We start from the raw sequence: 13185 nt of genomic DNA, 5'->3' as shown, positions 1-13185 counted from the left end.
TGTTTTTAGCAGGGCAAGTCCGAGGGGGTAGAGATTCGTGTATGGGATGATTGGGGAACTTGTAACGCTGTTGTTAATGGCGTTTGCATTAGGGATGGATGCCTTTTCTGTGGGTCTCGGAATGGGTATGTTTAAGTTACGACTCCGGCAAATTTTCAAAATTGGCATTACCATCGGGTTATTCCATGTGTGGATGCCGCTTGTGGGTATGCTCGCCGGCAGGTTTTTATCCGATAAGTTTGGAGCCTTTGCGTCACTGGTGGGAGGGCTGCTCCTCGTTTTGCTCGGGGTGCAAATGATTTGGTCAAGCCTTAGGAAAAGCGAGGAATCGGTGATGACGCCGGTGGGATTTGGATTATTAATCTTCGCAACAAGTGTGAGCCTCGATAGTTTTTCGCTCGGATTAACGCTAGGGATCTATGGGGCAAAAACGATTTTGGTGATTATCTGCTTTGGAGTGGTGGCAACGATATTAACATGGGTTGGCTTGCTGCTTGGAAGAAAGGCGCAAGGATGGATTGGGTCCTATAGCGAAGCCCTAGGGGGCAGTATCCTGCTGGCGTTTGGGATTAAATTACTTTATCCTTTTTTATAAAACCTTTCTAAAAATGTCAAAGGTTTTTTAATTGGTGTTGGAGAAGTTATAATAATGTACATAGAAAAGCGGAAGCGCCTTGCTCAGGGGAGACAGGCATAAGGCAAGCCGGCGAGAAGGTTGGTTTTTACCTTCTTGACGGATTGACTTATGACCCCGAGCCCCTAGGCGCTGGAGCTAGACATAATGGAAAGGAGGCTGGCAGCTTGCAGCGCATTTTGTTTGTTTGTACAGGGAATACGTGCAGAAGCCCGATAGCGGAAGCGATTTTGAAAAGTAAAAAGATTGACGGCCTTGAAGTGAAGTCCGCGGGAATATATGCTCAGACGGGGAGTGAGGCATCTGCTCACGCCAAACAGGTGCTGGATACCAATAATATCGAACATAACCATTCCTCTAACATGCTAAATATGGAATCGGTACAATGGGCAGATTTAATTTTAACAATGACGGGTTCGCATAAACATGCGATACTTCAACAATATTCTGGTGCAGCGGGTAAAGTTTTCACCTTAAAGGAGTTTACCGGCGAGGACTATGATGTCGATGTAGTCGACCCGTTTGGCGGCAATTTGTCCATCTATCAGGAAACTTTTCAGGAATTGGAAAAATTGATTACAAAAGCGATTGAAAAAATGTAAAGCTCTCAGTGGTGAGGGCTTTATATTTTTTTATTGGTATGTCAATATTAAGGAAGGATGAAAACAGGAGGTTTTTAAGATGAAAGTAGCATTAGCGTCTGATCATGGCGGAGTTAATATTCGTAAGGAAATTGCCAATTTGATGGAAGAACTGGGGATTGAATATCAAGATTTCGGCTGTGAGTGTGAAGGGTCAGTCGATTATCCAGATTATGCGCTGCCGGTTGCTGAAAAGGTAGCGAGCGGTGAGTTTGATCGAGGGATATTGATTTGTGGAACAGGAATTGGCATGAGCATTGCCGCGAATAAGGTAAAGGGTATCCGCTGTGCCCTTGTACACGATACGTTTAGTGCAAAGGCAACACGTGCGCACAATGATACTAATATTCTCACGATGGGTGAGCGCGTTATTGGTCCTGGGCTTGCACGTGATATTGCACAGATTTGGCTGACAGAAGAGTTTGAAGCCGGCCGTCATGCCACTCGCATTGGTAAAATCAGCGAATACGAGCAGAAGTAGGATGAGGACAATGATTCAAGAATGGGAAAAAGAGCTTGAAACCATTTTAACTGAATTTCAAACGCAGGCCTCTTTGGTGCCGGGGCAGCTGGTTGTCGTAGGCTGCAGTACGAGTGAGGTCATTGGTGAGAAAATCGGTACATCGGGTACAATTGATGTCGCCGAAATGATTTTCCGGCAATTGGGCAGGTTTGCAGAGGATACCGGTGCTGCGTTGGCGTTTCAGTGCTGCGAACACTTAAACAGGGCGCTTGTGATTGAAAAAGCCGAGGCTGTAAAACGCGGCTTGGATGAGGTATCTGTGGTTCCTGTTAGGACTGCAGGCGGGGCAATGGCAACCTATGCATTTGAAAAAATGGAGGATGCGTGCGTTGTTGAATTTTTGAAGGCGGATGCCGGGATTGATATTGGCCATACCTTTATTGGCATGCACCTGAAGCATGTGGCCGTTCCGATCAGAGTTGCCCAGAAAAATGTTGGACATGCACATGTTACATTGGCGAAGACACGGCCAAAACTTATTGGCGGGGCGCGAGCGGTTTATGAAAAGACAGCAGGGAATTCTAGCTGTAGTTAAGTTAAATACGAATATTTTTTTAAAAATAAATATAAATGTTCGTGTTTTAGGGGTTTTATCCCCGCTTAAAGGATGGTAGAATATAAAAAAGTGAGCATTTTACAAAATCACCACTTTTTTAGAAGAAAACATGCTATTATATAGAGGGAATTTTCAAAAAGATTATTTAAGATTCAAACATACAAGGGGGATTACCATGAAGCATTTGTCTAATCAGGACAAGCAGGTATTTGAAGCGATTCAACAGGAATTAGGACGCCAGCGCGGAAAAATCGAATTAATTGCCTCAGAAAACTTTGTAAGTGAAGCGGTAATGGAAGCACAGGGTTCTGTGTTAACCAATAAATATGCAGAAGGCTATCCAGGCCGCCGTTATTATGGCGGTTGTGAATACGTGGATATAGTCGAAGATCTAGCTCGCAATCGTGCGAAGGAGATTTTTGGTGCCGAGTACGTGAACGTGCAGCCACACTCTGGTGCGCAGGCTAATATGGCTGTTTACTTTACGGTCCTTGAGCAAGGCGACACGGTTCTTGGTATGAACCTTTCACATGGCGGTCACTTAACACACGGAAGCCCGGTCAACTTTAGCGGTGTTCAATATAATTTCGTTGAGTACGGTGTAGATGAAACAACACATCTGATTAATTATGATGATGTCTTAGCAAAAGCACGCGAACATAAGCCAAAGATGATTGTTGCTGGTGCAAGTGCGTATCCGCGTGGTATTGATTTCGCGAAATTCCGTGAAATTGCGGATGAAGTGGGCGCTTATTTAATGGTTGATATGGCTCATATTGCTGGACTTGTGGCAGCTGGCCTTCACCAAAATCCAGTACCTTACGCTGATTTTGTTACGACTACTACACATAAAACATTACGCGGACCTCGCGGTGGAATGATTCTTTGTAAAGAGGAATTTGGCAAGAAAATCGACAAGTCGATCTTCCCTGGAATTCAAGGCGGTCCGTTAATGCATGTTATTTCTGCAAAAGCTGTTGCTTTTGGTGAGGTGCTGCAGGATAGCTTTAAAGAATATGCAGGTCAGATCATTGCGAACGCTAAGCGTTTAGCGGAAGGCTTGCAAAATGAAGGTATCAAGCTTGTTTCCGGTGGTACGGACAATCACTTGCTGCTTTTAGACATGCAGACACTTGGTTTAACCGGTAAGGTTGCTGAAAAGGTACTTGATGAGGTAGGAATTACCGTTAATAAAAATACAATTCCGTTTGATCCACAAAGCCCATTTGTAACAAGCGGTATCCGTATTGGTACTGCAGCGGTTACTAGCCGTGGCTTTGGATTAGAAGATATGGACGAAATTGCGTCTATCATCGCCTTTACCTTGAAAAATCATGAAGACGAAGCGAAGCTTAAAGAAGCTGCGGATCGTGTTGAGGCTTTAACAGGTAAATTCACGCTTTATCCTGAATATTAAACAACTTTTGAAATCGACTCCGAGTGTGAGTCGATTTCTTTTTTGGTCTGAGTTGCTCTCTACACTATTTTTCTGTAAAATGAGACGGAGTTAAATTTTAATAAAGGGGCGATCATTGTGGCAAAGGTATACGTCTTCGACCATCCACTTATTCAGCATAAACTTACATACATACGTGATAAAAACACAGGAACGAAGGAGTTCCGTGAATTGGTAGACGAAGTGGCAACACTTATGGCATTTGAAATCACAAGAGATATGTCGCTTGAAGATATCGAAATTGAGACGCCAGTCTGTATGACAAAATCAAAGGTATTATCTGGGAAGAAAATGGGCGTTGTCCCGATTTTGCGCGCAGGAATTGGTATGGTTGATGGGATTTTGAAATTAATTCCAGCTGCAAAGGTCGGACATGTCGGCTTGTACCGCGATCCGGAAACGTTGCTGCCAGTGGAATATTATATCAAGCTGCCAAGTGATGTGGAAGAACGTGAATTCATCGTTGTCGATCCAATGCTCGCAACCGGCGGATCAGCCAATGTGGCGATTGATAGCTTGAAAAAACGCGGCGCGAAACATATCAAGTTTATGTGTCTAATTGCGGCACCAGAAGGCGTTGAGGCGGTTAAGACGGCACATCCTGATGTTGATATTTATATTGCTGCATTAGATGAGAAGTTGAATGACCATGGATACATCGTACCTGGGCTTGGGGATGCTGGGGATCGGTTGTTTGGGACGAAATAAGTTTAGTAGAGCTGAGCAGAACTGTTTTCTGCTCGGTTTTTTGGTTTTTGCGGTATACCTATATAGGTATTTTGGTTTAGAGATATTGGTTAATGGTCCATAACCCTTTGGAAAAGGTCCATAACCGTAACTAGGGGCTGAGCAGAACTGTTTTCTGCTCGGTTTTTTGGTTTTTGTGTTATACCTATATAGGTATTTTTATTTACAGATATTGGCTAATGGTCCAAAACCCTTTGGAAAAGGTCCATAACCGCAAGAAAATAGTCCAAAACCCATTGGGAAAAGTCCAAAACCACAAGAAAATAGTCCAAAACCTTTTGAAAAAGTTCCATAACCGTAACTAGGGGCTGAGCAGAACTGTTTTCTGCTCGGTTTTTTGGTTTTTGTGTTATACCTATATAGGTATTTTTATTTACAGATATTGGCTAATGGTCCAAAACCCTTTGGAAAAGGTCCATAACCGTAACAAAATAGTCCAAAACCCTTATAAAAAAGTCCAAAACCACAAGAAAATAGTCCAAAACACCCCCAAATTAGTCCAATAACTTCTGCCCCAGCTATTTTCCCAAAATATACCCAATAAGTTCACACTATCTCCTTAATTTTTTAGCAGGATTACCCATAACAAGTAGAGAATTACCCTCTTAATTCAAAAAAGAGGTGATTTTCTTGATCATGTTAGAATTAAAACTCTCAGTTCAGGCAGAACAATGCATTGCTTTATTAAGAAGGATGCCAAAAGGGCACCCAGTAAGGCCGATTGTAGAAAAGGACCTGCGGGCGTGGCTGAAAGGGTATTATGGAGAACTCAATGTAGCTTATTATCTGTCGTTTTTACCAGAAAATGAATATTACATTTTTCATGGATTGCGTTTAAAGGATAAAAGTTCATTCCAAATGGATATATTGCTGGTATCCTCCAAATTTGCGTTAATCATCGAGGTGAAAAATATTTCGGGTAAGTTAAAGTTTGAAAAGGGCTCAGACCTTATGGTTAGAGAATTGAATAACCTGGAGGAAGGGATGGATAACCCGATACAGCAGGTGAAAAGGCATCATCTTCAATTTAATAACTGGTTGAAGTTTCACCAAATCAAGGGGATCCCGGTGGAACATTTGGTCGTGATTAGTAAAACGTCAACAATTATAGAAACAACTCCGGATAACCAGCAAATTTTTCAAAAAATAATCTATGCTGAATCGCTGCTTGATAAGATAAGAGAATTAGAAGAAAAGTATCAAAAGCCCCATATTACAAAAAATACCCTGAATCATTTATCACATACCCTCTTAAACGCTCATCATATCTGCATTCCGGACATTCTTCAAAAATACCAATTAACCCAAACCGATTTGATACCAGGTGTACAGTGTACGAAATGCAATTGTTACCCAATGGAGTATATTTCAGCGGCTTGGCGGTGTAACAGATGCAAGGAAGTCTCAAAAACCGCACACATACCAGCCGTAAGTGATTATTTTCTTATATACGGTCCAACCATTACCCGGCAGGAGATCGCTAAATTTCTCCAGATTGATTCGCCCATTAAAGCTAGATATTTACTGCTGGCTCTAAAACTCCCCTCGACAGGCACGAAACGAGGCTCCAAATACTTTCTCCCAAAAAACTGCATACTTTTCCCTCACGATGAAAACTCTATGAAAAAAGGGGAATTTTTTACATGAAAAAATGGACACTTTTATTCGTACTCGTTTTCTCCCTCCAAACCGCTACTTCTGCTCGGTCGCTTGAGACACCTCCGATCCCGAAGGAACGGGTTGCGATTGTGGTGCTTGAAGAACCACAATCTCCTCAGGATATCCTACAACTTATAAAACCCTTCAAAGACATTCACCTCAGGCATGTTTTTACAGAGGCGATTTATGGATTTTCGGTGGAAGGGAATCCTGAATCGATTGAGAAATTGGCGGCACAAAATAGCAAGCAAATCATTAGCATTTCGCCGGTGAACCAGTACAAGGTGCAGGCTGAGGAAAGCGTCAAGATTATTGGCGGTGAGGAGATTCGCGGCCTTTTTGATAAAAAGAATCGCCGGCTAACTGGTAAAGGAATCACAGTCGGAGTCATCGATACGGGTGTAGATTACACACATCCTGACCTGAGAAGAAATTATGCGGGCGGCCGGGATCTCGTTGATAATGATTCGGATCCAATGGAAACGAAAACGCTGGGAAGGGCGACGGTTCATGGTACCCATGTCGCTGGAATTATTGCTGCGAATGGAAAGTTGAAAGGGGTCGCTCCCGAGGCGAAAATTCTGGCTTACCGTGCGCTTGGTCCAGGGGGCGGGGGGACGACGGAGAATGTGCTTGCGGCCATTGAGCAGGCGATAAAAGACAAAGTCGATATTATGAATCTTTCGCTTGGAAATGATATTAATGGTCCAGACCTGCCCATCTCGCTTGCTTTGAATAGAGCGGTGGAGAGGGGGATTGTCGCCATCGCGGCATCTGGTAATTCGGGCCCGAATATCTGGACCGTTGGCTCACCGGGAACGGCATCAAAGGCGATATCAGTCGGGGCCTCGACCCCTACCTTAGAAGTCCCTCATATTCTAATAGAAGGAATCCGGGATAAAATCAAGATTCAGCCACTGGCGGGTTCGAGTAATTGGGCCATTGACCGGTCCCTTCCAATTGTAGATGGCGGGCTCGGAACGAAGGAAGAATTAAAGGACGTCATGGGAAAAATAGTTCTCATTAAGAGAGGGACATTAACTTTTACTGAAAAAGCAAATAACGCCCGAGAGGCAGGGGCTAAGGCTGTTATTATTTATAATAACTTGAGCGGCGGTTTTATGGGGAATCTGGAGGCACCGAATGATATTCCGGTTGGCTCCGTCACTAAGAAAGAGGGGGAGCTTTTAAAAAGCAAAACCAACACCCTTGCAAAAATCTATGTGACCGAGGAAAAGGACTTACTGGCGGACTTTAGCTCGAGGGGGCCGGTTACGGACACTTGGGAGGTCAAGCCGGATATTGTTGCACCAGGTGTGGCGATCAACTCGACGATTCCCGGCGGTTATCTTTCTCTCCAGGGAACGAGTATGGCGGCACCTCATGTAGCGGGGGCATGCGCGCTCATAAAACAGGCACATCCAGAGTGGAGCCCAGATCAAATTAAAGCTGCCTTAATGAATACCGCCAAACCGTTAGTGAAAAACGGTAAACCTTACCGGACGTATGAGCAGGGGGCAGGAAGAATTCAGGTGAATGAAGCTGTTAAAGCCACCTCACTTGTCAGTCCAAGTTCACTGCGATTTGGCAAATATGAAAGTGAGGGGGATACCCACAAAGCCTTTTTGCATGTTGAGAATAAAAGTGAGAAACCGGTGCGCTATACCTTCGACATACCCAAGCGGGAGGATGGTCTAGAATGGCACTTCCCACTGGCGTTTACACTGCAGCCAGGAGAATCTCGAGATGCTAAGCTTGAGTTAAAAGTGAATCCTGTTGAGTTGAAGGGGAAGATACATGATGGTTATTTAACCATTCAAGCCGGTTCCAATTCTATTCAAATTCCCTATATCTATGTGCTTGAGGAACCGAATTATCCAAGGGTGATGGGATTTGATTTTAAGGATGGCGACCAACCGGGAACGTATCGTTATGAAGTCTACTTGCCGGGCGGGGCAGAGGAGTTTGGAATCGCGCTTTTCAATCCGGATGATTTCCGATTCGTTGGCTTTTTAGACAGCAACCAAAATGTAAAGAAGGGATTGGTCAGCAAGGTGATCACGGCGGAGAACCTCCCGCCCGAAGGAACCTATCTTGCTAAGGTGTTTGCAAAGAAGGCAGGGAAGGAGGATTTTATCGAAACCATGCTCGTCATTGGAGCGGCGGTGAGATAAATGGGACTGGGGTGGTGTATCCGCCACTCCAATTCAATTTGTTCACAAAATGGTCACATTTACAGCATCAATATAAGGGTGGTTTACACTACAATGTTAGTGTTAACTAAAACTTCCAGTTGGAAGAAATTACGCAGAATAGTTTGTGGGTAATTTCACGTAAATCCATTGACTTTGCAGAATCGCTATTGTATGCTAACAAAGGATGTAAAATGAGAGGGTTTTCACATATTTCGACAGAATCCTCAGAATTCTACAGAACTTCCTTTTGTACATAACCTCGTTTTTTGATGTATTCTCTAAAGGTGAGGATGCGATAAGTATGCGTAATGAAAACCGCAATCCGTTCAAAGCATATGCCCTAATGTCCGCCATTCTTGCAGCTCTTGTGGGATCTATTCTTATCGGTATTTTTGCAGGTAGATGGCTGGATGAGCAGTGGGGTACCGAACCAATTTTCTTAATAGTTGGATTGTTTATGGGTTTAGCGGCCGGTATTTACTCGATGCTTGTTACAATTCGCAAGTTCAATTCAGGAGATTAAACCAACCATGCCAGAATTCCAAACAATGTTTGTCCGACAGCGGAAGTGGATGTTTTTTTTATTGTCTTTTTATGTGCTTGGTTGGGGGTTCACTGCGCATCAATCAATCTTTCTTGGATTGATTCTTGGGACAAGTTTGAGCCTCTTTAATTTGTGGTTGATGGCTCGAAAAATCGACAAATTTGGTCAAGCAGCAGCAGAAGGAAGGCAAGTTCGTTCACTTGGCTCATTTTCACGAATGGCAACCGCTGCCCTAGCGATTGTCATCACTTTGAGGTATCCTGAGCAATTCCACCTCATTAGTGTGGTTATAGGATTAATGACATCCTACATTGTCATTATGATAGATTTTTTTATCCACAATTTCTATTCAGATAAATAGCGGGGGAAGCGAGGTGAATACTGTTGCATCACGAAGCTCCAATAGTTACGTTTCTTGGGCTCCAATTTAATCTGGCAAACATTTTGATGATTACAATAGCAAGTGCAATTGTCTTTTTGTTAGCCGTCCTATCTACTCGAAGACTGGCCATGAAACCGACCGGAATGCAAAACTTTATGGAATGGGTCATGGATTTTGTTAAAAACATTATTAACAGTACGATGGATTGGAAAGATGGCGGACGATTTCATATTCTCGGAATCACCATCATCATGTATATCTTTGTAGCAAATATGCTGGGGCTGCCATTCTCAATTACGGTGGACGGAGTCCTTTGGTGGAAATCACCAACAGCAGATCCGGCTGTAACTTTGACATTAGCCACATTGATAGTGGGATTATCTCACTTCTACGGTGTCAAGATGAGGGGTGCCGGAGCATATGGAAGGGAATTCTTTAAACCGTTCTGGTTCATGTTCCCGATTAAAATTATTGAAGAGTTTGCAAATACTCTGACTCTCGGTCTCCGACTTTACGGAAACATTTATGCGGGGGAAATTTTATTAAGCTTACTCGCAGCTGGTTTAGCAACCGGTGTGGGCGGAACAATCGCCGCTGCACTCCCAATGCTGGTATGGCAAGGCTTCTCAGTCTTTGTCGGTGCCATCCAATCATTTATTTTCTGTATGTTAACAATGGTGTACTTAGCTCACAAAGTGAGCAGTGACCATTAAGATAAACCGTTCTTATCATAAGAACACAAAATAATAATTTATTTTTTTATACATTAAAGGAGGAAATTTTCAAATGGGTCTTTTAGCAGCAGCAATCGCAATTGGTTTAGCAGCACTAGGTGCTGGTATCGGTAACGGTCTTATCGTATCAAAAACAGTAGAAGGTATCGCTCGTCAACCAGAAGCTCGTGGTATGCTTCAAACTACAATGTTCATCGGGGTTGCGTTAGTTGAGGCGATTCCTATCATCGCGGTTGTTATCGCGTTCATGGTTCAAGGTCAATAATCGAACGCTAAACGCGTTTCAGTAGATGGCGAAGATCATTCGTGAGAACCTTCGCCATTCGTTTATGTTCATTACTGTTCATAGACGATTGATTTCGACAATTATTTCGACTGATATATAAGTTGTTTTAAGGAAAGACCTTGAAAGGAGTGAACCGCGGGTGTTAACAAATAGTTTTGTATTAGGAGCTGCAGCAGCCCATTCTGGTGTGAACTGGGGAGATATTATTTTCCAGCTTGTTATGTTCATCATCTTAATGGTATTGCTGAAGAAATTCGCTTGGGGCCCATTAATGGGCATCATGAAACAGCGTGAAGATCATGTTGCTGGTGAAATTTCAGCGGCTGAACAAAGTCGCGTTGAAGCAAAGAAACTATTAGAAGAGCAACGTTCTCTTTTAAAAGAAGCTCGTTCAGAAGCGCAAGTTTTAATTGAAAGTGCGAAAAAGCAGGGCGATATTCAGCGTGATGAAATCATTGCTGTTGCACGTACTGAAGCTGATCGTATTAAAGAATCTGCGAAGCTTGAAATCGAGCAGCAGAAAGAAAAAGCGGTTGCCGCTATTCGTGAACAAGTTGCTTCCTTGTCTGTATTAATTGCTTCAAAAGTTATTGAAAAAGAATTGAATGCAGCAGACCAAGATAAACTTATTAACGAATATATTCAAGAGGCAGGAGATAAGCGATGAGCAACTCCATGGTAGCAAAACGCTACGCGTTGGCTCTTTTTCAAATCGCAAAAGAACAACAGCTTCTTGAAGTAATAGAAGAAGAACTTCGTGTGGTAAAGGAAGTTTTTGTTTACAATACCGATTTAAAAGCAGTTTTGAAGTCTTCAAAGCTTACATTAGATAAGAAGAAAGAGATTTTAACAAATGCTTTTTCAACGGTTAATCCATATGTACTGAATACACTAATGATTTTGATCGACCGCCATCGCGAAGACGAGATCATTGAAGCAGCAAACCAATTCTTTGAGCTGGCAAATGAAGAAAAGGGAATTGCGGATGCTGAAGTTTACAGCACACGTGAGCTTTCAGAAGCAGAACGTGAAGCAATCTCTGCAACATTTGGAGCAAAGGTTGGCAAGAAGTCACTTAGAATTGAAAATATCGTGGATTCCGAATTGCTCGGCGGCGTTAAGCTCCGAATCGGAAACCGTATATACGACGGTTCTTTGCGCGGGAAGCTAGACCGTTTAGAACGTAAATTGTTAAGCTAAGATTCGAAAGAATAGGGGTGAAACTCATGAGCATCAAAGCTGAAGAAATTAGTGCCCTGATAAAAAAGCAAATTGAAAACTATCAGGCTGAAATTCAAGTGAGTGATGTTGGTACTGTTATCTCCGTAGGTGATGGTATCGCACGTGTTCATGGCCTCGACAATGTCATGGCTGGAGAACTTGTTGAATTTTCAAACGGCGTTATGGGTATGGCTCAAAACCTTGAAGCCAATAACGTTGGTATTATCATTCTTGGACCTTTCACAGAAATTAAAGAAGGTGACGAGGTTCGTCGTACAGGACGCATCATGGAGGTTCCAGTAGGTGAGGAACTAATTGGTCGTGTTGTTAACTCTTTAGGACAGCCAGTTGATGGTATGGGTCCAATCAATACTACAAAAACTCGCCCTGTTGAAGCAGTTGCTTCAGGCGTTATGGCTCGTAAATCCGTTCATGAGCCATTACAAACAGGTATTAAAGCGATTGACGCGCTAGTTCCAATCGGCCGCGGACAGCGTGAGTTAATTATCGGAGACCGTCAAACAGGTAAAACATCTGTTGCGATCGATACAATCCTGAACCAAAAAGGTCAAAACATGATCTGTATCTACGTTGCAATCGGACAAAAGGAATCAACGGTACGTGGTGCGGTTGAAACGCTTCGTAAGTTTGGTGCGTTAGACTATACAATCGTTGTAACGGCATCTGCGTCACAACCAGCTCCATTGTTATTCTTAGCTCCTTATGCGGGCGTTTCAATGGCGGAAGAATTTATGTATGCTGGCAAGCACGTATTAATCGTATATGATGATTTATCTAAACAAGCGGCTGCATACCGTGAGCTTTCCCTATTACTTCGCCGTCCTCCAGGTCGTGAAGCATATCCAGGGGATGTATTCTACTTGCACTCCCGTTTATTAGAGCGTGCAGCTAAATTGAACGACACACTAGGTGCTGGTTCAATCACTGCATTGCCATTTATCGAAACACAAGCAGGGGACGTTTCTGCTTATATTCCAACAAACGTTATCTCTATCACAGATGGACAAATTTTCTTACAATCCGATCTATTCTTCTCTGGTGTACGTCCAGCGATCAACGCAGGTCTTTCCGTTTCTCGTGTAGGAGGATCCGCGCAAATCAAGGCGATGAAGAAGGTAGCAGGTACATTGCGTCTTGACCTTGCTTCATACCGTGAGTTAGAAGCATTCGCACAGTTCGGCTCTGACCTTGATAAAGCGACACAAGCGAAGCTTAACCGTGGTGCTCGTACTGTTGAAGTTCTAAAGCAGGATCTTCATAAGCCGCTTTCTGTTGAAAAGCAAGTAGCTATTCTTTATGCATTAACACGCGGATTCTTGGATGATATTCCATTAGAAGATATCCGTCGTTTCGAATCAGAATACCTTAATTGGTTAGACCACAATCGCAAAGACTTGTTAGACCATATTGTGAAGACGAAAGATCTACCTTCCGATGACGATATGGCTGCTGCGCTTAACGCTTTCAAAAAGACGTTCGCAGTTTCCGAATAAGTAGGGTCTGACAATTGAAAATGGGTGTTTAAACAGTGGAAACAGGCACCCAAAACCGTGCCTGTCACCACTGTTTAACCCCCAAACACATTC

General features: G+C 43.2%; 15 protein-coding genes. All 15 read left to right on the top strand.

Annotated elements, in window-relative coordinates; all coding sequences use genetic code 11:
• The first annotated feature begins 46 nt into the window (after nucleotides 1-46).
• Nucleotides 47-595, top strand: coding sequence for a manganese efflux pump MntP (locus tag ACY3XC_RS15785; RefSeq protein ID WP_464869532.1), 549 nt, complete (start codon nucleotides 47-49; stop codon nucleotides 593-595).
• A gap of 206 nt (nucleotides 596-801) precedes the next feature.
• Complete coding sequence (locus ACY3XC_RS15780) at nucleotides 802-1236, top strand: low molecular weight protein arginine phosphatase (protein ID WP_464869394.1); 435 nt, start codon at nucleotides 802-804, stop codon at nucleotides 1234-1236.
• A gap of 79 nt (nucleotides 1237-1315) precedes the next feature.
• Nucleotides 1316-1756, top strand: a complete 441-nt coding sequence (rpiB, locus tag ACY3XC_RS15775) for a ribose 5-phosphate isomerase B (RefSeq protein ID WP_179158045.1) — start codon at nucleotides 1316-1318, stop codon at nucleotides 1754-1756.
• Nucleotides 1757-1766: 10 nt separating this feature from the next.
• On the top strand, nucleotides 1767-2333 hold the full coding sequence (locus tag ACY3XC_RS15770; RefSeq protein WP_464869393.1) for a TIGR01440 family protein: 567 nt from the start codon (nucleotides 1767-1769) through the stop codon (nucleotides 2331-2333).
• 196 nt (nucleotides 2334-2529) lie between these two features.
• A complete protein-coding gene (glyA, locus tag ACY3XC_RS15765) occupies nucleotides 2530-3771 on the top strand; it encodes a serine hydroxymethyltransferase (protein ID WP_464869392.1) in 1242 nt (413 codons plus the stop codon).
• 117 nt (nucleotides 3772-3888) lie between these two features.
• Nucleotides 3889-4518 carry a uracil phosphoribosyltransferase gene (upp, locus tag ACY3XC_RS15760; RefSeq protein ID WP_464869391.1) on the top strand — a complete coding sequence of 210 codons (630 nt, stop codon included), beginning with the start codon at nucleotides 3889-3891 and terminating at the stop codon, nucleotides 4516-4518.
• Between the two features lie 675 nt (nucleotides 4519-5193).
• Entirely contained in the window at nucleotides 5194-6204 is a 1011-nt protein-coding gene (locus ACY3XC_RS15755) for a nuclease-related domain-containing protein (protein ID WP_464869390.1), read from the top strand.
• Nucleotides 6201-8390, top strand: a complete 2190-nt coding sequence (locus ACY3XC_RS15750; protein WP_464869389.1) for a S8 family serine peptidase — start codon at nucleotides 6201-6203, stop codon at nucleotides 8388-8390. Before ACY3XC_RS15755 ends, ACY3XC_RS15750 begins: the two co-directional genes overlap by 4 nt.
• A 322-nt stretch (nucleotides 8391-8712) precedes the next feature.
• Nucleotides 8713-8934: an AtpZ/AtpI family protein gene (locus ACY3XC_RS15745; RefSeq protein WP_464869388.1), complete on the top strand. Its 222-nt coding sequence runs from the start codon at nucleotides 8713-8715 to the stop codon at nucleotides 8932-8934.
• A gap of 7 nt (nucleotides 8935-8941) precedes the next feature.
• A complete protein-coding gene (locus ACY3XC_RS15740) occupies nucleotides 8942-9316 on the top strand; it encodes an ATP synthase subunit I (RefSeq protein WP_179158052.1) in 375 nt (124 codons plus the stop codon).
• Nucleotides 9317-9339: 23 nt separating this feature from the next.
• Nucleotides 9340-10050 (top strand): F0F1 ATP synthase subunit A, encoded by a 711-nt coding sequence (gene atpB / locus ACY3XC_RS15735; protein WP_464869387.1) that lies wholly within the window; start codon nucleotides 9340-9342, stop codon nucleotides 10048-10050.
• 73 nt (nucleotides 10051-10123) lie between these two features.
• A complete protein-coding gene (gene atpE, locus ACY3XC_RS15730) occupies nucleotides 10124-10336 on the top strand; it encodes a F0F1 ATP synthase subunit C (RefSeq protein ID WP_053368380.1) in 213 nt (70 codons plus the stop codon).
• Nucleotides 10337-10496: 160 nt separating this feature from the next.
• Nucleotides 10497-11024 carry a F0F1 ATP synthase subunit B gene (locus ACY3XC_RS15725; protein WP_179158054.1) on the top strand — a complete coding sequence of 176 codons (528 nt, stop codon included), beginning with the start codon at nucleotides 10497-10499 and terminating at the stop codon, nucleotides 11022-11024.
• Nucleotides 11021-11557, top strand: coding sequence for a F0F1 ATP synthase subunit delta (locus ACY3XC_RS15720; RefSeq protein WP_179158055.1), 537 nt, complete (start codon nucleotides 11021-11023; stop codon nucleotides 11555-11557). The genes ACY3XC_RS15725 and ACY3XC_RS15720 overlap by 4 nt, the downstream gene beginning before the upstream one ends.
• Before the next feature lie 26 nt (nucleotides 11558-11583).
• Complete coding sequence (gene atpA, locus ACY3XC_RS15715) at nucleotides 11584-13092, top strand: F0F1 ATP synthase subunit alpha (RefSeq protein WP_464869386.1); 1509 nt, start codon at nucleotides 11584-11586, stop codon at nucleotides 13090-13092.
• The last annotated feature ends 93 nt before the right edge of the window (nucleotides 13093-13185 follow it).

The sequence above is a fragment of the Bacillus sp. CZDM1 genome (genome assembly GCF_055502545.1).
The sequence above is the reverse complement of the archived record's forward strand: the minus strand, read 5'-3'. Positions and strand labels throughout refer to the sequence as shown.

Coding starts and splice junctions, on each gene's coding strand:
- ACY3XC_RS15785 (WP_464869532.1), top strand. CDS start 47: ATGATTGGGGAACTTGTAACGCTGTTGTTAATGGCGTTTGCATTAGGG.
- rpiB (WP_179158045.1), top strand. CDS start 1,316: ATGAAAGTAGCATTAGCGTCTGATCATGGCGGAGTTAATATTCGTAAG.
- ACY3XC_RS15770 (WP_464869393.1), top strand. CDS start 1,767: ATGATTCAAGAATGGGAAAAAGAGCTTGAAACCATTTTAACTGAATTT.
- glyA (WP_464869392.1), top strand. CDS start 2,530: ATGAAGCATTTGTCTAATCAGGACAAGCAGGTATTTGAAGCGATTCAA.
- ACY3XC_RS15755 (WP_464869390.1), top strand. CDS start 5,194: ATGTTAGAATTAAAACTCTCAGTTCAGGCAGAACAATGCATTGCTTTA.
- ACY3XC_RS15750 (WP_464869389.1), top strand. CDS start 6,201: ATGAAAAAATGGACACTTTTATTCGTACTCGTTTTCTCCCTCCAAACC.
- ACY3XC_RS15745 (WP_464869388.1), top strand. CDS start 8,713: ATGCGTAATGAAAACCGCAATCCGTTCAAAGCATATGCCCTAATGTCC.
- ACY3XC_RS15740 (WP_179158052.1), top strand. CDS start 8,942: ATGCCAGAATTCCAAACAATGTTTGTCCGACAGCGGAAGTGGATGTTT.
- atpE (WP_053368380.1), top strand. CDS start 10,124: ATGGGTCTTTTAGCAGCAGCAATCGCAATTGGTTTAGCAGCACTAGGT.
- ACY3XC_RS15720 (WP_179158055.1), top strand. CDS start 11,021: ATGAGCAACTCCATGGTAGCAAAACGCTACGCGTTGGCTCTTTTTCAA.
- atpA (WP_464869386.1), top strand. CDS start 11,584: ATGAGCATCAAAGCTGAAGAAATTAGTGCCCTGATAAAAAAGCAAATT.